This window comes from Acinetobacter sp. FDAARGOS_559 (genome assembly GCF_003940475.1).
GTDB classification, from domain to species: domain Bacteria; phylum Pseudomonadota; class Gammaproteobacteria; order Pseudomonadales; family Moraxellaceae; genus Acinetobacter; species Acinetobacter baumannii.
The window spans coordinates 2339741-2364465 of the sequence record NZ_RKJG01000005.1; the positions used below are offsets into that span (position 1 = coordinate 2339741).

Consider the following 24725-nt stretch of genomic DNA (forward strand, 5'->3'; position numbering starts at 1 on the left):
AAAAATTCACATTTTCTTACGCTCAAAGCTTGGAATGTTCGTTAATCGCGCTATATTCGAAAAGAATAAGAACAGGAGAAAATAGCATGGTTCAGCAAATCGATGCGCCACTGCGTGAGGATGTCCGCTTACTTGGCAATTTATTAGGTGAAACCCTAAAACAGCATGCAGGACAAGAACTGTTTAATCAGATCGAGCAAATCCGTGCTCTTGCCAAAGGTGCACGTGATGGTCAAGCTGAAGCCGAAAAGCAATTAGAACAATTATTTTTAGAATTGCCCGATGAAGAGCTATTGCCTCTTACCCGCGCTTTTTCTCACTTCCTCAATTTTGCCAATATTGCTGAGCAATATCATGTGGTACGTAGCCGCAGACAGGCAGAGTTTGATCCGGATGCAAACTCCCCGAATCCCCTTGTTCACTTATTTAAAAAGTTTAAAGATAAAAATATTTCGACAGAAAAACTGTTCCAGCAAATTTGTGATCTTAAGATTGAATTGGTACTTACGGCGCATCCAACAGAAGTGAGTCGTCGTACCCTGATTCAAAAATATGACGATATCAATGCTTGTCTATCACAACTTGATCAGCAAAAACTTACTCCGCGTGAACGACAAAATGCTCTTGCCAATTTAAAACAACAAATTAGTTCGGCTTGGCAAACAGATGAAATCAGGCAGCACCGCCCGACCCCGGTAGATGAAGCAAAATGGGGGTTTGCCACAATTGAGCAAACGCTTTGGAATGCTGTTCCTAAATTTATCCGTGAGCTAAATGAACTGGTTCAAGACAATTGCCAACAAAACTTACCACTTCATATTGCTCCGGTACGTTTTGCATCTTGGATGGGTGGAGACCGTGATGGTAACCCGAACGTTACTCATCAAATTACCCAAGAAGTATTGTGGTTATCACGCTGGCAAGCTGCCGACCTCTATCTAAGAGATATCGAAAACTTACGTTGGGAACTATCAATTCAGTCTTGTTCCGAAGAAATGGTTCAAGCCATTGGTAGTCCACACCCAGAACCTTATCGTGAGTATTTACGTGCAACACGAGAGCGTTTAAAAGCAACTCGTCATTGGTTAGCTCAGCGCCTACAAGGCTTAGAAGCTGATGACAGCAATGTCATTAAAAGCAAAGATGAACTGTTACAACCATTATTGCTGTGCTATCGCTCTCTAATTGACAGTAATCTACCTGAAATCGCGAATGGTCAACTACTCGACTTTATCTACCGTGTGAACTGTTTTGGTATTGAACTACTTAAGCTCGATATTCGCCAAGAGTCAGGTCGTCATCGCCAAGCCATTTCAGCCATTACTGAGTATTTAGGTTTAGGTAATTTTGAGTCATGGACTGAGCAAGCGCGCCAAAACTTTCTCATTCAAGAATTACAAAGTAAACGCCCACTTTTACCGAAATATATTAATGAACCTGAAGGGAGTTTGATTGGTCACCCAGATGTACAAGAAGTATTTGCAACCATGCGTACTTTGGCAGACCAACCACCTGAGTCTTTAGGGGCTTATATTATTTCTATGGCTGAATATCCAAGTGATGTTTTAGCTGTATTGTTATTGCAAAAAGAAGCCGGTATTCAGCATCCTTTACGTGTAGTGCCTTTATTTGAGACTTTAAAAGACTTAGATGGCGCAGCAACTACCATGAATACGTTGTTTAATATGCATTGGTATAAGCAGCATATTCAAGGTAAACACGAAGTCATGATCGGCTATTCGGACTCAGCAAAAGATGCTGGTTTCATGTCTGCCAACTGGGCTCAATACCGTGCTCAAGAAGAGCTGACTGCAATTGCTCGTAAACACGGCGTACAGTTGACCCTATTCCACGGTCGTGGCGGCTCAATTAGCCGTGGTGGTGCTCCAACCCAACAGGCACTATTCTCACAGCCACCGGGCTCAATCTCTGGTGCAATTCGTGTGACAGAACAAGGTGAAATGATCCGCTTCAAATTCGGTCTAGAAGGTATTGCCATGCAAAACCTTGAAATCTATACCGCAGCAACGCTTGAAGCGACATTATTACCACCACCAGAGCCTAAGGCTGAGTGGCGTGAACTTATGAACCGTATGACAGAGCATTCTGTGAAGGTTTATCGTCAAACAGTGCGTGAAAACCCGCATTTTGTGAAATATTTACGGACTGTCACTCCTGAGCTTGAATTACAAATGTTGCCGCTAGGTTCACGTCCGGCAAAACGTAAAGTAAGTGGAGGCATCGAGTCTTTACGTGCCATTCCATGGGTGTTTGCTTGGACACAAATCCGTTTGATGTTACCTGCATGGTTAGGTACAGGTGCGGCGATTAATGAAGTGATTGCCGATCAGCAAAAAGCAACGCTTGATGAAATGCTTCAGCAATGGCCTTATTTCCAGACACTTATTGATATGCTGGAAATGGTATTGTCTAAAGCCGATGCCAATATTGCACTCTACTACGAGTCTCATTTGACTGAAGATGAAGATTTAAAAGTGCTTGGCAATCAGTTACGCCAACGTCTAAAAGATGCTGTGGAAACCTTGCTTGCGTTAAAAGATGAATCAAAACTATTAAGCGACAATGAAGTTTTGGATCAGTCTATGCAAGTTCGTAAACCGTATTTACTGCCTTTGCATCTTTTACAAGCTGAACTCATGAAACGCCGCCGTGATTATCTTGCTGAACGTCAGGCAGAGCATACCCCTGTTGACCATGCACTTATGGTAAGTATTGCCGGAATTGCTGCTGGTTTACGTAATACAGGCTAAGCTCATTTTACTAACTACTTTCTTAAAGCAGTGCATCTCGGATGTGCTGCTTTTTACTTGCAAAATTCCTTGTTTTTCTCAAATTTTCCTCGATTTTTCATTTTTTAGAATATTTTTTAAAAATCATAAAATTAATTTTTATCAGAAAAAAATACCTAATTCCTTATATTTAGAATTTATAAAATTATACCGATCGTTAAAAAATAATTACTTTTCACTTTCATATTCAATACAAGAGATTAAATGCTTTTACAAGAAAGAGTATCATTGCACCAATTAAAGAATAATGAGCTTATTTTATGTCCAACTGGTTTCCCAAATGGCAGCCTTACCAAGGTGATGTTGACCATCGACCGGTCTCTACCAATGAATATCTCCCTCCAGTTCAAAGTGCTATTTTAGGTATCCAACATGCCTTTGCCATGTTTGGAGCGACTGTTTTAGCACCTTTACTCATGGGCTTTAACCCTAACCTTGCTATTTTAATGTCAGGTATCTGTACCATCCTGTTCTTCTTAATTACAGGTGGTCGTGTTCCTAGTTATTTAGGATCGAGTTTTGCCTTTATTGGTGTTGTTGCAGCAGCCACGGGGCATATCACAGGTTCAGGGGCCAATCCAAATCTTTCTATTGCGTTGGGCGGGATCGTAGCGTGCGGTATCTTTTATGCACTCATCGGTTTTATTGTCATGCTCACGGGTACACGCTGGATTGAAAAACTTATGCCGCCTGTGGTGACTGGCGCAATAGTGATGATTATTGGTCTCAACCTTGCCCCTGTTACCATTAAAGGCGTTGCAGGCCAACCTTTTGAAATGTGGATGGCCTTAATTACTGTACTTTGTATGGGCAGTATCGCAGTTTTTACACGAGGCTTATTGCAGCGTCTACTTCTATTGGTAGGTTTGATCTTGGCTTATGTAATCTATGCGATTGCGACAAATGGTCTAGGTTTAGGTAAACCGATCGATTTTAGCCAGATCTCACAAGCTTCGTGGTTCGGTATTCCAAACTTTTCACATCCTACTTTTGATACTAAGGCTATTTTAATTATTGCACCGGTTGCACTGATTTTAGTAGCAGAAAACTTAGGCCATATCAAAGCAGTAGGTGCAATGACTGGAGAAAACCTAACTCCACAATTAGGCAAAGCCTTTGTCGCTGATGGTTTAGCTACGACACTTTCTGGTAGTGTTGGTGCGCCAGGGATGACGACTTATGGTGAAAACATTGGTGTGATGGCAGTCACTCGTGTGTACTCAACCATTGTATTTGTGATTGCAGGCATCTTTGCTATTTTCTTAGGTCTATCACCAAAATTTGGCGCTGTCATTAGTACCATTCCAAGTGCAGTCCTTACAGGTGCATCTATTGTGGTATTTGGCTTAATTACCATTGCCGGTGCAAAAATCTGGATTGAAAACAAAGTCGATTTTTCTAACAATAAAAATCTGATTGTGGCTTCAGTAACCATTATTTTGGGTGCTGGAAACTTTGAATTATTGTTCGGTAATTTCAATTTAGGTGGTATTGGTACAGCAACGTTTGCAGCCATTATTTTAAACTGGCTGTTTAGTTTAAAAGATAAAACCTAAATTCTAAAAGGCAGCGCAAGCTGCCTTTTTTCATTCCGATTTAGTATGATGAATTTTTGCATTTCAATACGTTCCTATCATGCGTTTTGATTTTTTTGATTTACAGCTGGTTCTTCATATTGTCTCGACTGGTAGCCTCACCAAAGGCGCTGACCGCTCTGCGATTTCACTTCAGGCAGCGAGTGAACGTATAAAAAAACTTGAACAGTATTTTGAAACCCCATTATTTATTCGCCAAACCACAGGTGTAGAACTCACTACAGCTGGACATGCATTTGTAGAGCATGCTCGTCAGCTTTTAGCTCAAAAAGATCAACTCGAACACGAAATGCAGCGGTTCAGACAGCCGACAACAGAAGCATTAACACTTTGGTGTAACTCATCTGCTCAAAGTGAATATCTACCTACGTTATTACCGCAATATTTGGTGCTTCATCCAGAAATGAATATCGATTTGCATGAAGCAGAAAGTTCAGAAATTGTAGATGCATTAACCCAAGGGATTGCAAGTCTTGGCCTAGTCTCGAGTTTTTTCAATACCCGACATTTACAAACTAAAGAGTTTGCAAGCGACCCATTAGTACTTATTTGCCCTGTGACACATGAGTTAGCCCACTACAAAGAGCTAAATTTAGTAGATGCTTTAAGCTATGGTTTTATTGGACTCAAATCACATCACTCTTTACAACAGTCCATTGAAACCCAAGCCAAATTATTAGGTTTTAACATCCAGTATCGGTTGCGCTTACCTAACTTTGGCGCGATTGCCGAGGTAGTCGCTAAATGTGTAGGAATTGCGATTATGCCTGCCCGTGCTGCACAGCGCCTACAATCAGACTATGATTTCCATTCAATTCAACTGCTAGGCGCATGGGCAAACCGTAAACTACTTTTGGCCACACAAAGTTTCAATCAGTTGCCTAGTAGTTACCAACAGTTTGCAGACTTTTTATTGCAGCATCGTCCTTAAAAATTAACTTAATGCAAAATCATATAAAGTCCTAATGACATCAAGCCTATAAAAAAGATACGGCGAAAAATCTGCTCATTCAGTCGATAGCGGATTTTTTTACCGATCCACATTCCAATGAGCGCAGCTAACAACGCAGCGAAAGATAAACGATAGTCCAGTGTTATCCCTGACATCGGGTTATGGTGTAAAAACACAGCAAGGCAAATGGTAGAGACCGTAAACGTTAATCCTAAAGCCTGTACCAACTCATCACGTTTTAAATGCAAAGACTGCAAATACGGCACAATAGGAATAATAATAACGCCTGTTGCTACAGTCACTGCCCCGCCGATATATCCAATAATGGGTGATAACCAGCGCTCATGCTTCCCTAAATGCGGAAGTTTCTTCACACATAGACCATAAAGCCCATATAAGGCTAACATGCAACCTAATAAAATTTCACTACTTTGACCATGACTTTGACTTAAGGTAGGTAGAAAACTCCATATTGAGCCCACCACAATACCTGCGAGCAACGTCCAGAAACGGCGAATAAAAGCCCAGACATGTCCTTCGGCAAAAAGCTGCCAGACGTTGGTGACCATTGAAGGAACAATTAAAAGAGATGCAGCCTGAAAAGGGCTCATTGCGATGGTGAGTAAGCCCATTGATACCGCAGGCAAGCCTAAGCCGATCATGCCTTTAATCATGCCCGCAAAGGCAAACACCATCATAATAATTGCTAGAAATGTCACTGTTTATCTCCGATTCCCTACAAGGTTATGCTACGGAAAAAACAGGCTTTGCCCTATTCTTGTTTTTAGGAGTAGGCCTCAATTAGAAGTTGAGGCCGTTTTATATTTTTCTTCTAAAACATTGCTAAAAATACTTTCAATCATCCAAACCCGATACAGGCTATTAAATACATAGCTTTGCCCATCGATACGCAACTCTAAAACCGGCAAATCAGGTTGATGCTTGTCTTGGCAAAGTGCATCATTTTGCGCTAAAACCGACTGTATATCCTGTTCAGTTAACTGCTCAATACCCAGTTGCTGCTGTAACTGTTGGAAATGCTTCTGGAAAGATAGATCTTTTCCTTTCGTCCAAACAGCCTGCAAAATAGTGAAAATTGTATCAAGTTGCTGATTTTCCGGCACACTATAGAAAAGCTTTGCCATCCCAAGCGTACTTTCTTCTGTAGGTCGGCAAAAAGGTGTAAAAGCAACCTCGGTACGTTTAGACACACGTGTTGCCAAACTCCAGTCAAACCAGTCTCGGCCCCGATAACTCAAAGGATAAACTTTTAGCTGAATATCATAATAGTCTGCGAGCTCTTCTTTAATATAGGCAAGCAATAACCAGCTCATCGGGTCTTCTAAAGCGATAAATACATCAAGTTCAGGATGCAAAGCCTGAATTTCATTTAACGCCTCAGCATCATTAATCAAATGTTCACGCCATTCGATATGATTAATTAAAAATATCGGATTACCTGTCAGTAACTTTTGTTGTTTTAAACGACGGGTTAAACGTAATAAATCATCTACTGCATGATATTTACGCCCACCAAACTCAAAGTATGCCGCTCGAACAGGTTCATCCGTAAAAATACGTTCTGGAAAATGCTGAGGAACCTGATGCTTGACTGCCATGGCATGTAGAGTACGCAATTTTCCATATTGCTGTTGCCAAAGCATGTGAAAGATATCTTCAAGTAAATGTAAGAAGTTCTGACCTTGTAGTGGGGTTCTTTTTAATATGACAGCGGCTTGTTTTAAAGATTCTGGACTTGGGATTTCTGGAAACTCATCAAAAGCAAACCGGTGCTGATTTGCTAAAATTTTGGCATCATTTAAACAATAATGCTGCCACTCCTCATGCGTCATGCTATTTGGAGGTTCAGAAGCCGTATGGGAAATAATAATTTTTAAAGGTTTAAGTTCATCACTTAAAATTTCATCTAGCTGAGACAATTGCTGAACAGCCAGATAGCTATACACATCATCAAGTCGTAAATAAATACTTAAACCATTTTCCGTGGGTAACACCGCTTGACGAGAAGGCTTTTGGTAAAACCAGCTCGATCGGATAGGGTCAAACCAACGGCGTAGCAGTGACATGAGTAGTGCCTCTAAAAATAAATCCTAAGCGAGATCAAAAGTTATTTTGATCATAGTGCAAGGTGAAACAGTAGTCGAGATGGAAAAATGACTATCTGAGTTCGCGCAGAAAATATGTCATGTTATTTCGCGAGTTTCTGCGTAGGTGAAGATTTTATCACCATTTTATGGCAAACCCATAGAATGATCTGAAACCACCTTTTTCTACAAGCGGATTTTTTTTACCAGACATAAAAAATGCACCCTTAACATGATAACAATTCATCGTGTTAATGGGTGCATGTTTCCTACTCAATTATTAAAATTGAATATTTTATAGAACGCGTACAGCTCCTTTTGCTGCACTTGTGGTATGCATTGCATAAACTTTTAACGCTTTTGATACCTTACGTTTACGTTCTTCCTTCGGATGCCAACCTTTCGCTTCTTGAACTGTACGACGGTGCGCTAAAGTCGCATCATCAATATTCAAGTGAATGGTACGGTTTGGAATATCAATTTCGATGGTATCGCCATCTTCAACCAAACCAATCGCACCGCCTTCAGCAGCTTCTGGCGAAACGTGACCAATTGAAAGACCTGATGAACCACCAGAGAAACGGCCATCTGTAACTAACGCACAGTCTTTTCCTAAACCTTTCGATTTAAGATAGCTGGTTGGGTAAAGCATTTCTTGCATGCCCGGACCACCACGTGGACCTTCGTAGCGAATAACAACCACATCACCAGCTTTAATTTCATTGCCTAAAATTGCTTCTACCGCTGCATCTTGGCTCTCAAAAACGCGTGCTGAACCTGTGAATTTTAAAATAGATTCGTCAACGCCCGCAGTTTTTACAATACATCCATCAAGCGCAATGTTGCCGTAAAGAACAGCTAAACCACCATCTTTAGAGAATGCATGTTCTGCATTACGAATCACGCCCTTTTCACGGTCGCCATCTAAAGTTGAGTAGTAACGGTTTTGTGAGAATGCAACTTGAGTTGGAACACCACCCGGAGATGAACGGTAGAACTCATATACATCTGGATCTTCAGTACGGATAATATCCCACTTATCTAACGCATCTTTTAATGTTTTCTCATGTACAGTTGGTACAGATACATCAAGTAGATTCGCACGATCAAGCTCGCCTAAAATGGCCATGATACCGCCTGCACGATGTACATCTTCCATATGTACGTCTTGTTTTGCTGGTGCTACTTTTGAAAGCACTGGTACTCGACGTGACAATTCATCAATATCGTCCATCGTAAAGTCAACTTCAGCTTCATTTGCCGCAGCTAACAAGTGAAGAACTGTATTGGTTGAACCACCCATGGCAATATCAAGTGTCATCGCATTTTTAAAGGCAGCTTTAGTGGCAATTGAACGAGGCAAAATACTTGCATCATTTTGCTCATAGTAGCGTTTGGCCAATTCAACAATAAGCTGACCTGCTTTTAAGAATAATTTTTTACGATTTGCATGCGTTGCAACGATAGAACCATTGCCCGGTAACGATAAACCTAGCGCTTCTGTTAAACAGTTCATTGAGTTCGCAGTAAACATACCTGAACACGAACCACAGGTTGGACATGCTGAACGTTCAAATTCTGCAACTTCTTCGTCTGTGTAGCTGTCATCAGCTGCAACAACCATAGCATCTACAAGGTCAATTGCTTTTTCATCACCGCGGAATTTAACCTTACCTGCTTCCATTGGTCCGCCAGACACAAACACCACAGGAATATTTAGGCGCATCGCAGCCATCAACATTCCCGGAGTAATTTTGTCACAGTTCGAAATACACACCATCGCATCGGCGCAATGTGCATTCACCATATATTCAACTGAGTCCGCAATTAAATCACGTGATGGTAATGAATAAAGCATGCCATCATGCCCCATTGCGATACCGTCATCCACCGCGATTGTATTGAACTCTTTAGCAACACCACCTGCTGCCTGAATTTCTGCCGCGACAAGCTGTCCTAAATCTTTCAGATGGACGTGGCCCGGAACAAATTGGGTAAATGAATTGACCACTGCAATAATCGGTTTGCCGAAATCTTCATCTTTCATTCCTGTTGCACGCCATAAGCCACGTGCGCCAGCCATATTTCTTCCGTGTGTCGATGTTTTTGAACGATAGTCAGGCATTTGTGTTTCCAACAAGTTGTGCTTGAGTGAAATGACTTCCACTCTGGCTGAATGATACTGATATAGCGTTAGATCAGTCGGAATATTGACTCATCATCATAATTTGATCATTCTCCATTCTATAGAAGCAAATAATATTGGGAAAGCCAAGAACGATAATACTCAGTCAATATTTAGCAAAACTTACATGAATAATTTTTTATTTTTTTATAACCTTTTTTTATCAATAAAAGTTTTTGAATAATTTTTTGTTCACTATTTATGGCTTTAGCTCTCCTTTGTACCTCGATTTAGGGCTTCAATCGTTTTTCACGTATACTAGCGTTAAACTTTTTTTGGATTGCATTTGTGAAAATTATTTTTGCTGGCACCCCCGAATTTGCTGCAACAGCATTGGCGGCTCTACTAAAAACTTCCCATGAAATTATCGCGGTTTATACTCAACCAGACCGTAAAGCAGGTCGTGGACAAAAACTAACACCGTCTCCTGTAAAACAGCTTGCGCTGGAACATAATATTCCTGTTTATCAACCGCTTCACTTCAAAGCTTCAACTGAAGAAGGCCTGGCAGCTCAACAAGAACTTGCTGCTTTAGGCGCTGATGTCATGGTAGTTGCAGCATATGGCTTAATTCTTCCACAAGCTGTGCTCGATACACCTAAATATGGTTGTTTAAATATTCACGGCTCATTATTACCACGCTGGCGCGGTGCAGCACCGATTCAGCGTGCAATTGCAACAGGTGACGATGAAACTGGTATCACCATCATGCAAATGGCGGCGGGTTTAGATACAGGCGATATGATGTATAAAACCTATTGCCCAATCACTTCCGAAGATACATCAGCGACGTTGCATGACAAACTTGCAGCTCAAGGTGCAACAGCAATTTGTGCGGTACTTGAGTCAGAAGAAACTCTGCAAAAATATTTAGCAGAACGTGAAGTTCAAGACGAAAGCTTAACAGTCTATGCGCATAAACTCGTGAAATCAGAAGCTCGTATTGATTGGTCTATGAATGCAGTTCAAGTTGACCGCAATATCCGGGCATTCAACCCATGGCCTGTTGCCTTTATTCAACTTGATGAAAATAATGCGCTGCGTGTTTGGAATTCAACAATTTCTAATCAAAACAAAGCAGATGCTCAAGCTGGTGAAATTATTGCAATCGATAAACAGGGTGTACATGTCGCTTGCGGTGAAAATACATTTATTTGTTTAACGAGTGTGCAGTGGCCGGGTGGTAAAGCATTAAATACTCAACAAATTGCACAAACTCAAAAACTTCACGTAGGACAGATTCTGCCATGAGTCAGGTTACTTCAAATTCATCACGTTTTAACCTGCGCGCTCAAGTCGTCCAGACCTTGCTAAAAGTTCAGCAAGGTCAATCGCTCGCTAGTATTTTAAATACACAGCTGAATCAAGTAGCAGAGCGTGATCGTGCACTATTTCATGAACTTGTTTTAGGTACATTGCGCCAATGGTTCGCACTTAAGTCAATTAGCCTGCCTTTACTCAGCAAACCTTTAAACAATGAGACTGTAGAAACCTGCCTATACGTTGGCCTTTATCAAGTTTTATGCACGCGTATTGCAGCGCACGCTGCCATCTCGGAAACAGTCGATGCAACTAAACAACTTGGTTTCCCTGCACTCAGTGGTATTGTTAATGCAATTTTGCGTCGAGCAACTCGTGAAACTGATGACTTTCAGCAAGGTTTACAGCAAGCACATGGCTTACCAAGTTGGCTTTTTAAACGGTTAAAAAAGGATTGGGGAGAACAAACAGAAGCTCTCTGCCAATCGTTAAAGCAAGCCGCGCCTTTAACTTTACGGGTGAACCAGCGTCATATTGGTCGAGATGCTTATTTAGCAAAACTACAAAGTTTAGACATTCAGGCACGTGCGTGTTTGTTTTCCGAAGCTGGTATTGTCCTTGAGCAATCTGTACAAATCACTCAGTTACCGGGTTTTGAACAAGGCTGGTTCTCTGTACAAGATGAACATGCACAGCTATGTTCCACCTTGTTGCCTGATTTAAACAATAAAACGGTTATTGACGCTTGTGCGGCCCCTGGTGGTAAAACGGCTCATTTGCTTGAAAAGTTTAAACCAGCACAGCTCATCGCCATTGATCAGGACCCCAGTCGTTTAGTCCGCGTGACTGAAAACTTAAATCGCTTAGCACTCGATCAAAGTCATACGGAAATTTTGGCAGCCGATGCAACCAAGTGGACTCCTGTTCAACCTGTAGATTGTATCGTACTTGATGCTCCTTGTTCTGCGACAGGTGTGATTCGACGTCATCCTGACATACGCCTATTGCGCCAATCTAGTGACATAGCCCAAACCATTGAGCTACAAAAGCAGATCTTAGAGCACATGTGGCAGCAACTCAAAGTTGGCGGTACATTGCTTTATATCACCTGCTCAATTTTAAAATCTGAAAACGAACAGCAGATGACTAACTTCTTCACAGAACATGCTGATGCAAAAGAAGTGAAAATCGAGGCAGATTGGGGAATTGAACAAGTTCATGGCAGACAACTGTTGCCAGAAGCACAATCTGGTGATGGATTTTATTATTGTAAAATTCAAAAAATTGCATAAAAAAAGCAGGCGTTATGCCTGCTTTTTGACTAGATCAGAATATCAAAGTGTATGCTGATCTTTTACTTCTTCTAAAACTTCATCTAACTCTTCAGGATGCTTTGTTAAATGTAAGATGGATAATGCTAATCCACCCCATACAAATACCATCGAAATTATTAACATCACGATTGCCGAAGTATTCATTATTTTATCCTCCTAGCGATCTTTCATTTTACTTAACACGATAGCAACGACTGCACAGAAAATCACACTGCCCCAGCCGAAGACACCTTGTAAGCTCATACTATAAGTATCATAGCCATTTTTGATCAAATTAAAAACAGTCATACAGAGTGTTGTTAATAAGATTAAAGAGGTAATGACTGTTAAAGTGAAGTCCCAGCCTTTACCCAATTGAATGGTTGAGATACGGTTTACATGGTCGCGAAGCTCTTTAAGTGCTGAACGTTTAAACCAAGCTACGCTAATAATTGATAATAAAGCCCCACCAATAATCCCAATGTTATTAATAAAGTGATCAACAATATCAACGAGCTTAATTGCGTTTACACTTGAGAATAAAATAATTGAAACCAGTGCACTACCACCACCAATAATCGTTACCGCTTTCTTACGTCCCCACTTTAACTTATCTTGCATTGCTGCAATAGGCACTTCCAAAATACTGACCATTGAAGAAATACCAGCAACAAATAATGAAGAGAAGAATAAAAGACCGAATAGATCAGCACCAGAACCTAAACTTGAAATAATTTTAGGGAAAGCAATAAATGCGAGTCCGATACCGCCACTCACAACATCCTTAACTTCAGTACCTGCGGCATGTGCCATAAAGCCAAGCGCTGCGAAGATACCAATACCCGCTAAAATCTCTGTTGATGCATTTGCAAAACCAACGATTAAACCAGAACCAGTTAAATTCGTTTTTGGTTTTAAATAGGATGCATAGGTGACCATGATCCCGAAACCAACTGAGAGTGAAAAGAAAGTATGGCCATAGGCAGCTAACCAAACTTTATAATCCATCATTGCAGACCAGTTCGGTGTAAAGAATGCATTTAAACCTTGTACCGCACCTGGTAAACGTAACGATTGAATAACTAAAATAGTGAAGAGAATGAATAATAAAGGCATGAAAATCTTATTCGATAATTCCACACCTTTTTTCACACCACCATAAAGAATGATGAGAGTAAGTGCCCAAATCCCAACAATCGGCCAGAATAAATGACCTACAAACTGTAGATCAAAGCCGGTTGCTTTTGTGGTCTGCAAATAGGTATTAAAGAAGAAACCTTCCGGATCACTTCCCCACATTTGGCCAATAGAGAAGTAAACATAGCTACCAGCCCATGTAAGTACGCTTGCATAGTACAAACCAATGATGATACAGACACAAACCTGCCACCACCCTAATGTTTCACCACCTTTAAATAAGGCACGATATGCCTTAGGAGGTGAACCAGTACTACGATGGCCTACCGCATAATCTAAAAATAATAACGGTAAACCAGCAGTAATGAGTGCTAATAGATAGGGAATAAGAAACGCACCACCGCCATTTTCATACGCAACGTACGGAAAGCGCCAAATATTACCTAAGCCTACAGCCGAACCAACGGCTGCAATAATAAAACCAGATCGTGACGTCCAGTTTTCACGAGTATCTGTCATAGAACACCTAATGTTAAAAGATTACTTATTTTTACTGCTATTGTTGATTGTTATTCCGCATGCAAAAAAAGAACCAAAAAATACTTTTGTGTTTGTAGAAAATAAAATGCACCTTTTGAGTATTTTTATTCCCTTAACAAACAAGCAAAAATAGAAAATTCTTCCTTAAAGATTTTTGTCCATTTTTTGCCCCTATATAGCTGAACAATACCTGTTTTTATTTCTTTTTACTGTAATTTCCGTCTGAAAATTTACGTTTTTTTAGAGATTCTTATCTAGATTGGTTATTTTTTAGCTAATATTCCTGTTTTAAAGCATATTATTACCTTCTTATATTCAATGATATTTTCTACCATTAAAATTTCATTCCCATCCATAAAGTAGATATATCAACTAATTTATAGATGAGTAAAATATCAAAGTATTATCGATCCCTTACACAAAATTTATACTAAAACCTCTAAAACTCAACTCATTATAAGCAATTAATTTTTATACAAAAATTAATTAAATAAAAGAATGTTAAAAATTGAAGATATAGAAGCTTTATATTCACCATTTTTCATCAATGCATAACTGCAAAGATATCTATATCATGCGTTCAAAGATTTTCTTTTTAGGATTGATGATGAAAATATTAAAACTGTCTTTTTTAGCACTCGGGATGGGACTTAGCGGATTCGCACAAGCAGATTTTATAGGCGTAAAAGGAGACGTTGGCTACTGGTTTTATGACGGCAAAGCTAATATGTCTTCACAATCTCCTGAAGATCAAGATCTAGACCGAAAAGGTAGTGCTCAACTTTCATTAGCTTTTGAGCACCCAATCCCGTTTATTCCAAATGCAAAAATTCGTTATGTTAATTTAGATACTCAAACTAAATCAGAAACTTTGGGTCAAGCTAACTATAACGTTGATTTAGATCATAGTGATTTTATTCTCTACTATGAGTTACTAGATAATATTGTCAGTGTAGATGCAGGTCTTGGTGCAACTGTACTAAATGGAGATATTACTGCCTATACTGGTAAACGTGTAGATATTGATAAGACATATCCGATTGCTTATTTATCAGGTGAAGTAAAACTTCCATTTACAGGGTTAAGCGCTAAAGGTGAAGCAACATATACAAACTTTGATGATGCAAAAATTACAGATGCGTTAGTGGAAGCAAAGTATAAGTTTGCCGATAATTTATTAATCGATTTAGGCTTAACAGCTGGTTATCGTATCCTCAATATCGATTTAGATGATTACGATAACAATGATCTTAAATTTGAATTTAAAGGACCTTATGTAGGCTTAGAAGCACATTTCTAAATTAAAACAGAATTTTGAGCTTCCCCATATAAAAAAGAACTCTATAAGAGTTCTTTTTTATTCAACCATACTCACATATTTTGGACATTTTTGAATTCGTTGACACCATTCTTGAATATTTGGGTATAACTTTAAATCGAAGCCGCCTTCCTCAGCTACATGCGTGTATGCATATAAAGCAATATCAGCAATTGTAAATTTATTTCCAACAAGATAGTCGTGCTCTACTAAAGCTTTATTCATAATAGATAACGCTTTATGGCCTTTTGGTTGTAATTTATGATATTCCTCTATTCTTTCTGGCGGTAAACCTAGATATTTATTAATAAAACGAGCAACTGCAATAAACGGTTCATGGCTATATTGTTCAAAGAACATCCATTGGTACATTTTTGCCTTCATATAAGGATCTGCAGGAATCAATTCCGTTCCCTCAGCCAAGTAGCCTAGAATAGCGTTAGACTCACTTAGAACCCGTCCATCATCTAAAACTAAGACAGGTATTTTCCCATTAGGATTTAAAGATAGAAACTCTGCTGTTTGAGTATCTTTATTTAAAATATCAACATGAATCCATCTATGATTTATATTTAATAGGGATAGTAACAGTTTGATTTTATAACAATTACCTGAATCTACATCACCATAGATTATCATAGGTACTTACCCCCTTATTCTGCATATTTAAATATATAATTTTCTTATTGTTTATAACACAACACTTCCATAATATTTTGATTTACCGGCTATAAAAAAACACCCCAACCTCTTTTGAGATTGGGGTGTTTAGAATAATGAGCTGGCGATGACTTACTCTCACATGGGTAATCCCACACTACCATCAGCGCTAAGAGGTTTCACTTCTGAGTTCGGGAAGGGATCAGGTGGTTCACTCTTGCTATGGTCGCCAGCACAACTGTTTATGGATACTTGCCTGGGTCTTATTTAATGCCGAAGCGTTTTCCAAATCTGTAACAGACTGGGCTGATTGAATCTTACTTTATCTGTTCATTTTAGCTAGAGGTATAACTAAATCAAGTTGTCTTGCATATTTAAGAATCGATTGATGCTTCATATACAACTGCTTGGGTGTTGTATAGTCAAGCCTCACGAGCAATTAGTATTGGTCAGCTTCACATATCACTATGCTTCCACATCCAACCTATCAACGTCCTAGTCTCGAACGGCTCTTTAGAGGACATAAAGTCCTAGGGAAATCTTATCTTGAGGTAGGCTTCCCGCTTAGATGCTTTCAGCGGTTATCCCTTCCGAACATAGCTACCCGGCGATGCGACTGGCGTCACAACCGGTACACCAGAGGTTCGTCCACTCTGGTCCTCTCGTACTAGGAGCAGATCCTCTCAAATTTCCAGCGCCCACGGTAGATAGGGACCGAACTGTCTCACGACGTTCTAAACCCAGCTCGCGTACCTCTTTAAATGGCGAACAGCCATACCCTTGGGACCTGCTTCAGCCCCAGGATGAGATGAGCCGACATCGAGGTGCCAAACACCGCCGTCGATATGAACTCTTGGGCGGTATCAGCCTGTTATCCCCAGAGTACCTTTTATCCGTTGAGCGATGGCCCTTCCATACAGAACCACCGGATCACTAAGACCTACTTTCGTACCTGCTCGACTTGTGGGTCTCGCAGTTAAGCGCGCTTTTGCCTTTATACTCTACGCGTGATTTCCGACCACGCTGAGCGCACCTTCGTACTCCTCCGTTACTCTTTAGGAGGAGACCGCCCCAGTCAAACTACCCACCAGACACGGTCCTCGTCCCGGATCACGGGACAGAGTTAGAACCTCAACATTACCAGGGTGGTATTTCAAGGACGGCTCCACTGGAACTAGCGTTCCAGCTTCAAAGCCTCCCACCTATCCTACACAAGTAAGGTCAAAGTTCAGTGTCAAGCTGCAGTAAAGGTTCACGGGGTCTTTCCGTCTAGCCGCGGGTACACTGCATCTTCACAGCGATTTCGATTTCACTGAGCCTCTGCTGGAGACAGCGCCGCCATCATTATGCCATTCGTGCAGGTCGGAACTTACCCGACAAGGAATTTCGCTACCTTAGGACCGTTATAGTTACGGCCGCCGTTTACTGGGGCTTCGATCAAGAGCTTCGCTTACGCTAACCCCATCAATTAACCTTCCAGCACCGGGCAGGCATCACACCCTATACGTCCACTTTCGTGTTTGCAGAGTGCTATGTTTTTAATAAACAGTTGCAGCGGCCTGGTTTCTGCGGCTGTCGTCAGCTCAGGAAGCGAGTTCCATCACCAACAACAGCGTACCTTCTCCCGAAGTTACGGTACCATTTTGCCTAGTTCCTTCAGCAGAGTTCTCTCAAGCGCCTTGGTCTACTCGACCTGACCACCTGTGTCGGTTTCGGGTACGATTCCTGTGTAACTGAAGCTTAGAGACTTTTCCTGGAAGCATGGCATCAACCACTTCGCTGTACAAGTACAGCTTGCTATCAGATCTCAGCATAGAGTACCCCGGATTTGCCTAAGATACATGCCTACTTCCTTTCACCTGGACAACCAACGCCAGGCTGATTTAGCCTTCTCCGTCCTCTCATCGCATTACACAGAAGTAATGGAATATTAACCATTTTCCCATCGACTACGCCTTTCGGCCTCGCCTTAGGGGTCGACTCACCCAGCCCCGATTAACGTTGGACTGGAACCCTTGGTCTTTCGGCGAACGGGTTTTTCACCCGTTTTGTCGTTACTCACGTCAGCATTCGCACTTCTGATACCTCCAGCATGCTTCTCAACACACCTTCATCGGCTTACAGAACGCTCCCCTACCACGTATACAAAGTATACATCCGCAGCTTCGGCACATAGTTTTAGCCCCGTTACATCTTCCGCGCAGGCCGACTCGACTAGTGAGCTATTACGCTTTCTTTAAAGGGTGGCTGCTTCTAAGCCAACCTCCTAGCTGTCTATGCCTTCCCACATCGTTTCCCACTTAACTATGATTTTGGGGCCTTAGCTGGCGGTCTGGATTGTTTTCCTCTTGACTACGGACGTTAGCACCCGCAGTCTGTCTCCCGGATAGTACTCATAGGTATTCGGAGTTTGCATCGGTTTGGTAAGTCGGGATGACCCCCTAGCCGAAACAGTGCTCTACCCCCTATGGTATTCGTCCGAGGCGCTACCTAAATAGCTTTCGGGGAGAACCAGCTATCACCAGGCTTGATTAGCCTTTCACCCCTATCCACAAGTCATCCCCTGGCTTTTCAACGACAGTGGGTTCGGTCCTCCAGTTAGTGTTACCCAACCTTCAACCTGCTCATGGATAGATCGCCTGGTTTCGGGTCTATACCCAGCAACTAAACGCCCTATTAAGACTCGATTTCTCTACGGCTCCCCTATACGGTTAACCTCGCTACTGAATATAAGTCGCTGACCCATTATACAAAAGGTACGCAGTCACACCACGAAGGTGCTCCCACTGCTTGTATGCATGCGGTTTCAGGATCTATTTCACTCCCCTCACAGGGGTTCTTTTCGCCTTTCCCTCACGGTACTGGTTCACTATCGGTCAGTCAGGAGTATTTAGCCTTGGAGGATGGTCCCCCCATATTCAGACAAGGTTTCACGTGCCTCGCCCTACTCGTCATCATTATGTGTGCCCTTTCGTGTACGGGAATATCACCCTCTACGTTCGCACTTCCCAGAGCGTTCCACTAAAACACACATAACTTAATGGGCTGATCCCCGTTCGCTCGCCGCTACTGAGGGAATCTCAATTGATTTCTTTTCCTAAGGGTACTGAGATGTTTCACTTCCCCTCGTTCGCCTTGCAACACTATGTATTCATGTTGCAATACCTACCTTAAAGTAGGTGGGTTCCCCCATTCAGACATCTCCGGATCAAAGGATATTTGCCGCCTCCCCGGAGCTTTTCGCAGGCTATCACGTCTTTCATCGCCTCTGACTGCCAAGGCATCCACCACATGCACTTAATTACTTGACTATACAACCCCAAACAGTCGATGTTACCTACAAGTTAGTAACTTCAACATTTCAGTTTAGAGCACTGTGCACTTAAGCACCGTACAGCTTCAATCTAAATTCACATACCAAAACGCTTGATTCAGTTAATTTGCTAGTTCTCAATTCATCTAGATTAATCGCTTAACCTAAACTCTTGAGTGAACAATTTATTTCAGACTCAATTTTGCCAATCTGTTAATGAGTTAATGTGTCTTCGTCAGATCACACTAATTACCGTGATAATGAAATCACAGAAGTTAATAAACCAAGATCTTAATCTTTATTTACTAATTTCTGTAATCCGAACTTATCTTAAGTTCTGGTGGAGACTAGGAGAGTCGAACTCCTGACCTCCTGCGTGCAAAGCAGGCGCTCTACCAACTAAGCTAAGTCCCCAGCTTACATCATCAATCATGTATCTTTTATCTATAACTTCAACCAGTCAAAGTCATGGTGGGTCTGACAAGACTTGAACTTGTGACCCCACGCTTATCAAGCGTGTGCTCTAACCAACTGAGCTACAGACCCTCAGATACATCTATGAAGAACAACTTGTTGTGGATTCTTACCAATCGTCAATCTTTCGTTAAGGAGGTGATCCAGCCGCAGGTTCCCCTACGGCTACCTTGTTACGACTTCACCCCAGTCATCGGCCACACCGTGGTAACCGCCCTCTTTGCAGTTAGGCTAGCTACTTCTGGTGCAACAAACTCCCATGGTGTGACGGGCGGTGTGTACAAGGCCCGGGAACGTATTCACCGCGGCATTCTGATCCGCGATTACTAGCGATTCCGACTTCATGGAGTCGAGTTGCAGACTCCAATCCGGACTACGATCGGCTTTTTGAGATTAGCATCACATCGCTGTGTAGCAACCCTTTGTACCGACCATTGTAGCACGTGTGTAGCCCTGGCCGTAAGGGCCATGATGACTTGACGTCGTCCCCGCCTTCCTCCAGTTTGTCACTGGCAGTATCCTTAAAGTTCCCATCCGAAATGCTGGCAAGTAAGGAAAAGGGTTGCGCTCGTTGCGGGACTTAACCCAACATCTCACGACACGAGCTGACGACAGCCATGCAGCACCTGTATCTAGATTCCCGAAGGCACCAATCCATCTCTGGAAAGTTTCTAGTATGTCAAGGCCAGGTAAGGTTCTTCGCGTTGCATCGAATTAAACCACATGCTCCACCGCTTGTGCGGGCCCCCGTCAATTCATTTGAGTTTTAGTCTTGCGACCGTACTCCCCAGGCGGTCTACTTATCGCGTTAGCTGCGCCACTAAAGCCTCAAAGGCCCCAACGGCTAGTAGACATCGTTTACGGCATGGACTACCAGGGTATCTAATCCTGTTTGCTCCCCATGCTTTCGTACCTCAGCGTCAGTATTAGGCCAGATGGCTGCCTTCGCCATCGGTATTCCTCCAGATCTCTACGCATTTCACCGCTACACCTGGAATTCTACCATCCTCTCCCATACTCTAGCTCACCAGTATCGAATGCAATTCCCAAGTTAAGCTCGGGGATTTCACATCCGACTTAATAAGCCGCCTACGCACGCTTTACGCCCAGTAAATCCGATTAACGCTCGCACCCTCTGTATTACCGCGGCTGCTGGCACAGAGTTAGCCGGTGCTTATTCTGCGAGTAACGTCCACTATCTCTAGGTATTAACTAAAGTAGCCTCCTCCTCGCTTAAAGTGCTTTACAACCATAAGGCCTTCTTCACACACGCGGCATGGCTGGATCAGGGTTCCCCCCATTGTCCAATATTCCCCACTGCTGCCTCCCGTAGGAGTCTGGGCCGTGTCTCAGTCCCAGTGTGGCGGATCATCCTCTCAGACCCGCTACAGATCGTCGCCTTGGTAGGCCTTTACCCCACCAACTAGCTAATCCGACTTAGGCTCATCTATTAGCGCAAGGTCCGAAGATCCCCTGCTTTCTCCCGTAGGACGTATGCGGTATTAGCATCCCTTTCGAGATGTTGTCCCCCACTAATAGGCAGATTCCTAAGCATTACTCACCCGTCCGCCGCTAGGTCCGGTAGCAAGCTACCTTCCCCCGCTCGACTTGCATGTGTTAAGCCTGCCGCCAGCGTTCAATCTGAGCCATGATCAAACTCTTCAGTTAAAATCATTTTGTACCTTATTTATAGACAAGGTACCAATTCTGGCTCATCAATTACTGACTTAAATTTCGCTCAAATAAACTTCGAGTAATTTAAACCAATCAATCAATGAAAATTATTTCGATTAATCAATCAGTAAAAATCCACACAAGTTGTTCTTCAATTCTCTTAATGATCTTCTTACTGGTTCGTCACCAGCAAGCTAGGTCGGCTATATTACTCTTAATCTCTTAAAAGTCAACAGGTAATTTCGATATTTTTAAAACTTAGTCTCTAAACCAACTTACCATCAAACTCATCGCTTAAAGCAACCAATCTAATCACAAGTAACTGTTTTTCAACAAGTTTCTATCTGCATCACCGCCGATGGATGTGCATTATAGACCATCTCATTCCCTTTGCAAGGGGTATTTATCCCTTTTTCATTTGAGTGCCGTTTTTTTCTACTATTTTGCGAAAAAAGTGATATATATGGCTTTTTTTTAGGCATTTTTGCTATTTTTTATTTGTTTTTATCTTTAGCTATATAATCATTTTGGAGTTAGGGAGTTTTTTATATAGTTTTTATTCCTCTATAAGCTTTTTTATTCCAAAGAATCCAAAGAATCCAAAGAATCCAAAGAATCCAAAGAATCCAAAGAATCCAAAGAATCCAAAGAATCCAAAGAATCCAAAGAATCCAAAGAATCCAAAGAATCCAAAGAATCCAAAGAATCCAAAGAATCCAAAGAATCCAAAGAATCCAAAGAATCCAAAGAATCCAAAGAATCCAAAGAATCCAAAGAAATATTAGAGCAAATACTCTACCCTACTTTATATTTATTTTTATTTTTTAATTTATTTTATTCTTAATAATACTTAGATGGTTCCACGTGGAACGCTTAATTGGTTTTATAGTTCTGAAATAAAAAAAGCAGGATTACTCCTGCTTTTCTATCACTACATAACTTTTAGTCAGTGAAAGTTACACGTGCAATTGCTTTTTTCCCAGACTGAATAATAAAAGTCCCGTTTTCTTTTACAGAGAAACTTGCATCTACTACATTCCAGTCTACTTTTACTGCACCGCGTGCAACAGCATCTTTTGCAGCTGCTGCATTTGGATTTAATCCTGCTACGCGAAGAATCGTGGCAATAAAGATTTCACCACCAAACTCACCACGTGAAATAGTTACTTCAGGAGTATCTGCCGGCACTTCACCTTCTGTAATACGGTTACCAGCACTCTTATGAGCATTAGCAGCTGCTTCAGCATCATGGAAGCGTTCAACCAACTCGAGTGCAAGAATACGTTTTACTTCTTGTGGATTACGACCAGCCGCGATTTCATCTAATAAAGCTTTGATCTCATCTAGAGATTTAAAACTTAATAAATCGAAATAACGTTCGATTAAAGAGTCAGGCATTGATAATACTTTTTGGTACATTGCACCTGGCGCATCAAAAACACCAATATAGTTACCTAAAGATTTAGACATTTTATTTACGCCATCTAAACCTTCTAGAATTGGTACGGTGATACACACTTGTGATTCTTGGCCATAACGGCTTTGTAACGTACGGCCCATAAGTAAGTTAAAGGTTTGGTCTGTACCACCTAACTCAACGTCTGCTTCAAGTGCGATAGAGTCATAGCCTTGAACTAAAGGATATAAGAACTCATGAATCGCAATTGGCTGATGGTTGTTATAACGCTTAGTGAAGTCATCACGCTCTAACATACGTGATACTGTTTGCTGGCTTGCCAACTGAATAAGATCCGCAGCAGACTTTTGATTAAACCACTCTGAGTTAAAACGTACTTTTGTTTTATTCGGATCTAAAATTTTGAAAACTTGTTCTTGATAAGTTTTAGCGTTAGCTTCAACTTGTTCGCGTGATAACGGCGGACGAGTTGCACTTTTCCCCGTTGGGTCACCAATCATCGCTGTGTAGTCACCAATCAAGAAAGTAACTTCATGACCCAAATCTTGAAACGTTTTTAGTTTGTTAATAAGAACCGTATGCCCTAAATGTAAATCTGGTGCCGTAGGGTCAAAACCAGCTTTAATTTTAAGAGGACGATTCTCTTTAAGCTTTTTCAGTAAATCTTCTTCTGAAATAATTTCGTGCGTGCCTCGTTGGATGAGGGCAAGCTGTTCTTCGGCGGGCAAGAAATTTGACATCACAAAACCTAAACACATCAGTTATTCAATTTGTGCGATATACTAACATTTTTTCAGCGTCTTGCAGGGGAAGTTGCATATGAGCGCAATCTATATCGGCGTAATGACTGGCACTAGTATGGATGGTGTGGATATTGTTGCGGCTTCATTTGAGCCACTACAGCTTCATGCCACACTTACAGTTCCATTCGAACCCGAGTTACGTGATGAGCTTATGGCATTAACTTTACCCGATGACAATGAAATTGACCGCATGGGTAAAGCTGATGTTGCTCTAGCCAAAATGATTGGTCACGGGATTAATTCTCTTATTGAAAAGCACCAATTAGATCGTAGTCAAATTAAAGCGATTGGGTCGCATGGACAAACCATTCGTCATCGTCCAGAGCATGGTTTTACGCTACAAATTGGCGATCCAAACATTATTACTGAGATCACTCAAATTCCGGTTGTTTCAGATTTCCGTCGTAGAGATATGGCAGCAGGTGGTCAAGGCGCTCCATTAGTGCCTGCATTTCATCAGGCATTATTTCAACATCCAAGTATTCATCGGGTGATTTTGAATTTAGGCGGTATTGCCAATGTAAGTATGCTGCCAGCTAACAATCCGGACGGCGTTTTTGGTTTTGATACGGGACCTGCGAATATTTTGATGGATGCATGGTGTCATCGCCATACAGGCCATCCATACGATGAAAATGGCGATTGGGCGGCTTACGGTCATCCTATTCGTTCGTTACTCGACCGTCTTTATGCTCATGAGTATTTTTCTAAAGAGCCACCTAAAAGTACGGGACGTGAAGATTTCAATATTGATTGGCTAGATGATCAGTTAATCGATTGGCGTAATGATTTAACTTACGATGAGTTAGAAGATACACCTGAAAATATCCAAGCCACCTTATTAAAACTTACTGTACGTGCCATTCAAAAAGCGATCTATCGTTCTAATATGGAAACAGGTGAAGTTTATGTATGTGGAGGTGGAGCTTATAACTCTTATTTATTAGAACAATTACGTTGGCGCTTACGTAAGCACAATTGGTCAGTTCAAACCACTGATGTTTTAGGACTCTCCCCTACTTGGGTTGAGGCTACAGCATTTGCATGGTTAGCAATGCGTTTTGTGGACGGTTTAAGTGGTAATTTACCTGCGGTAACAGGAGCTTCAGATTTTAGAATCTTAGGCACGATCACGGCGGTATAAAGCTACTTATTCGATTTAATTAGAT

14 protein-coding genes, 2 tRNA genes and 3 rRNA genes are annotated in these 24725 nt (G+C 41.5%); 7 read left to right on the top strand and 12 right to left on the bottom strand.

Going from position 1 to position 24725, the window contains the following annotated elements; translation table 11 throughout:
* Positions 1 to 86 precede the first annotated feature (86 nt).
* The 3 genes from ppc to EGS71_RS12765 all read left to right on the top strand — a co-directional run bounded on the left by ppc (position 87) and on the right by EGS71_RS12765 (position 5336).
* Positions 87 to 2771 carry a phosphoenolpyruvate carboxylase gene (gene ppc, locus EGS71_RS12755; protein ID WP_000250587.1) on the top strand — a complete coding sequence of 895 codons (2685 nt, stop codon included), beginning with the start codon at positions 87 to 89 and terminating at the stop codon, positions 2769 to 2771.
* A gap of 299 nt (positions 2772 to 3070) precedes the next feature.
* The gene (locus EGS71_RS12760; protein WP_000073451.1) at positions 3071 to 4366 is read left to right on the top strand and encodes a solute carrier family 23 protein; all 1296 of its coding nucleotides are present in this window, start codon (positions 3071 to 3073) and stop codon (positions 4364 to 4366) included.
* A 79-nt stretch (positions 4367 to 4445) separates the two neighbouring features.
* A complete protein-coding gene (locus EGS71_RS12765) occupies positions 4446 to 5336 on the top strand; it encodes a LysR family transcriptional regulator (protein ID WP_001209838.1) in 891 nt (296 codons plus the stop codon).
* A gap of 8 nt (positions 5337 to 5344) precedes the next feature.
* Here EGS71_RS12765 and EGS71_RS12770 read toward each other — a convergent pair whose 3' ends face one another.
* The 3 genes from EGS71_RS12770 to ilvD all read right to left on the bottom strand — a co-directional run bounded on the left by EGS71_RS12770 (position 5345) and on the right by ilvD (position 9587).
* Positions 5345 to 6076: a sulfite exporter TauE/SafE family protein gene (locus EGS71_RS12770; RefSeq protein ID WP_000143321.1), complete on the bottom strand. Its 732-nt coding sequence runs from the start codon at positions 6074 to 6076 to the stop codon at positions 5345 to 5347.
* Between the two features lie 78 nt (positions 6077 to 6154).
* Complete coding sequence (locus tag EGS71_RS12775) at positions 6155 to 7444, bottom strand: hypothetical protein (RefSeq protein WP_000055250.1); 1290 nt, start codon at positions 7442 to 7444, stop codon at positions 6155 to 6157.
* A 313-nt stretch (positions 7445 to 7757) separates the two neighbouring features.
* Positions 7758 to 9587: a dihydroxy-acid dehydratase gene (gene ilvD / locus EGS71_RS12780; RefSeq protein WP_001113593.1), complete on the bottom strand. Its 1830-nt coding sequence runs from the start codon at positions 9585 to 9587 to the stop codon at positions 7758 to 7760.
* A 348-nt stretch (positions 9588 to 9935) separates the two neighbouring features.
* On the opposite strand from ilvD, the gene fmt reads away from it, so the two are divergent.
* Entirely contained in the window at positions 9936 to 10898 is a 963-nt protein-coding gene (gene fmt / locus EGS71_RS12785; RefSeq protein WP_000691199.1) for a methionyl-tRNA formyltransferase, read from the top strand.
* Positions 10895 to 12199, top strand: coding sequence for a 16S rRNA (cytosine(967)-C(5))-methyltransferase RsmB (gene rsmB, locus EGS71_RS12790; RefSeq protein WP_000084727.1), 1305 nt, complete (start codon positions 10895 to 10897; stop codon positions 12197 to 12199). The genes fmt and rsmB overlap by 4 nt, the downstream gene beginning before the upstream one ends.
* Before the next feature lie 42 nt (positions 12200 to 12241).
* On the opposite strand, the gene EGS71_RS12795 is transcribed toward rsmB, so the two are convergent.
* Together EGS71_RS12795 and EGS71_RS12800 are read right to left on the bottom strand one after the other, a co-directional pair.
* On the bottom strand, positions 12242 to 12385 hold the full coding sequence (locus EGS71_RS12795) for a methionine/alanine import family NSS transporter small subunit (protein ID WP_001097630.1): 144 nt from the start codon (positions 12383 to 12385) through the stop codon (positions 12242 to 12244).
* 12 nt (positions 12386 to 12397) lie between these two features.
* The gene (locus tag EGS71_RS12800) at positions 12398 to 13876 is read right to left on the bottom strand and encodes a sodium-dependent transporter (RefSeq protein ID WP_000132725.1); all 1479 of its coding nucleotides are present in this window, start codon (positions 13874 to 13876) and stop codon (positions 12398 to 12400) included.
* Positions 13877 to 14504: 628 nt separating this feature from the next.
* Here EGS71_RS12800 and EGS71_RS12805 point away from each other — a divergent pair.
* A complete protein-coding gene (locus EGS71_RS12805; protein ID WP_000698062.1) occupies positions 14505 to 15197 on the top strand; it encodes a TIGR04219 family outer membrane beta-barrel protein in 693 nt (230 codons plus the stop codon).
* A 57-nt stretch (positions 15198 to 15254) separates the two neighbouring features.
* Here EGS71_RS12805 and EGS71_RS12810 read toward each other — a convergent pair whose 3' ends face one another.
* The 7 genes from EGS71_RS12810 to tyrS form a co-directional block, all read right to left on the bottom strand.
* Complete coding sequence (locus EGS71_RS12810) at positions 15255 to 15854, bottom strand: glutathione S-transferase family protein (RefSeq protein WP_000587887.1); 600 nt, start codon at positions 15852 to 15854, stop codon at positions 15255 to 15257.
* Between the two features lie 140 nt (positions 15855 to 15994).
* Positions 15995 to 16109 (bottom strand): 5S ribosomal RNA (gene rrf, locus EGS71_RS12815).
* Between the two features lie 184 nt (positions 16110 to 16293).
* Positions 16294 to 19186 (bottom strand): 23S ribosomal RNA (locus tag EGS71_RS12820).
* Between the two features lie 340 nt (positions 19187 to 19526).
* A tRNA-Ala gene (locus tag EGS71_RS12825) sits at positions 19527 to 19602 on the bottom strand.
* Positions 19603 to 19657: 55 nt separating this feature from the next.
* Positions 19658 to 19734 (bottom strand) — tRNA-Ile (locus EGS71_RS12830).
* 59 nt (positions 19735 to 19793) lie between these two features.
* A 16S ribosomal RNA gene (locus EGS71_RS12835) occupies positions 19794 to 21330 on the bottom strand.
* Together the 16S, 23S and 5S rRNA genes with 2 tRNA genes alongside form the textbook arrangement of a ribosomal RNA operon.
* A gap of 948 nt (positions 21331 to 22278) precedes the next feature.
* Positions 22279 to 23511: a tyrosine--tRNA ligase gene (gene tyrS, locus EGS71_RS12845; protein ID WP_000335558.1), complete on the bottom strand. Its 1233-nt coding sequence runs from the start codon at positions 23509 to 23511 to the stop codon at positions 22279 to 22281.
* A gap of 61 nt (positions 23512 to 23572) precedes the next feature.
* Here tyrS and EGS71_RS12850 point away from each other — a divergent pair, with 61 nt between their 5' ends.
* On the top strand, positions 23573 to 24700 hold the full coding sequence (locus EGS71_RS12850; RefSeq protein ID WP_001274588.1) for an anhydro-N-acetylmuramic acid kinase: 1128 nt from the start codon (positions 23573 to 23575) through the stop codon (positions 24698 to 24700).
* Positions 24701 to 24725 lie beyond the last annotated feature (25 nt).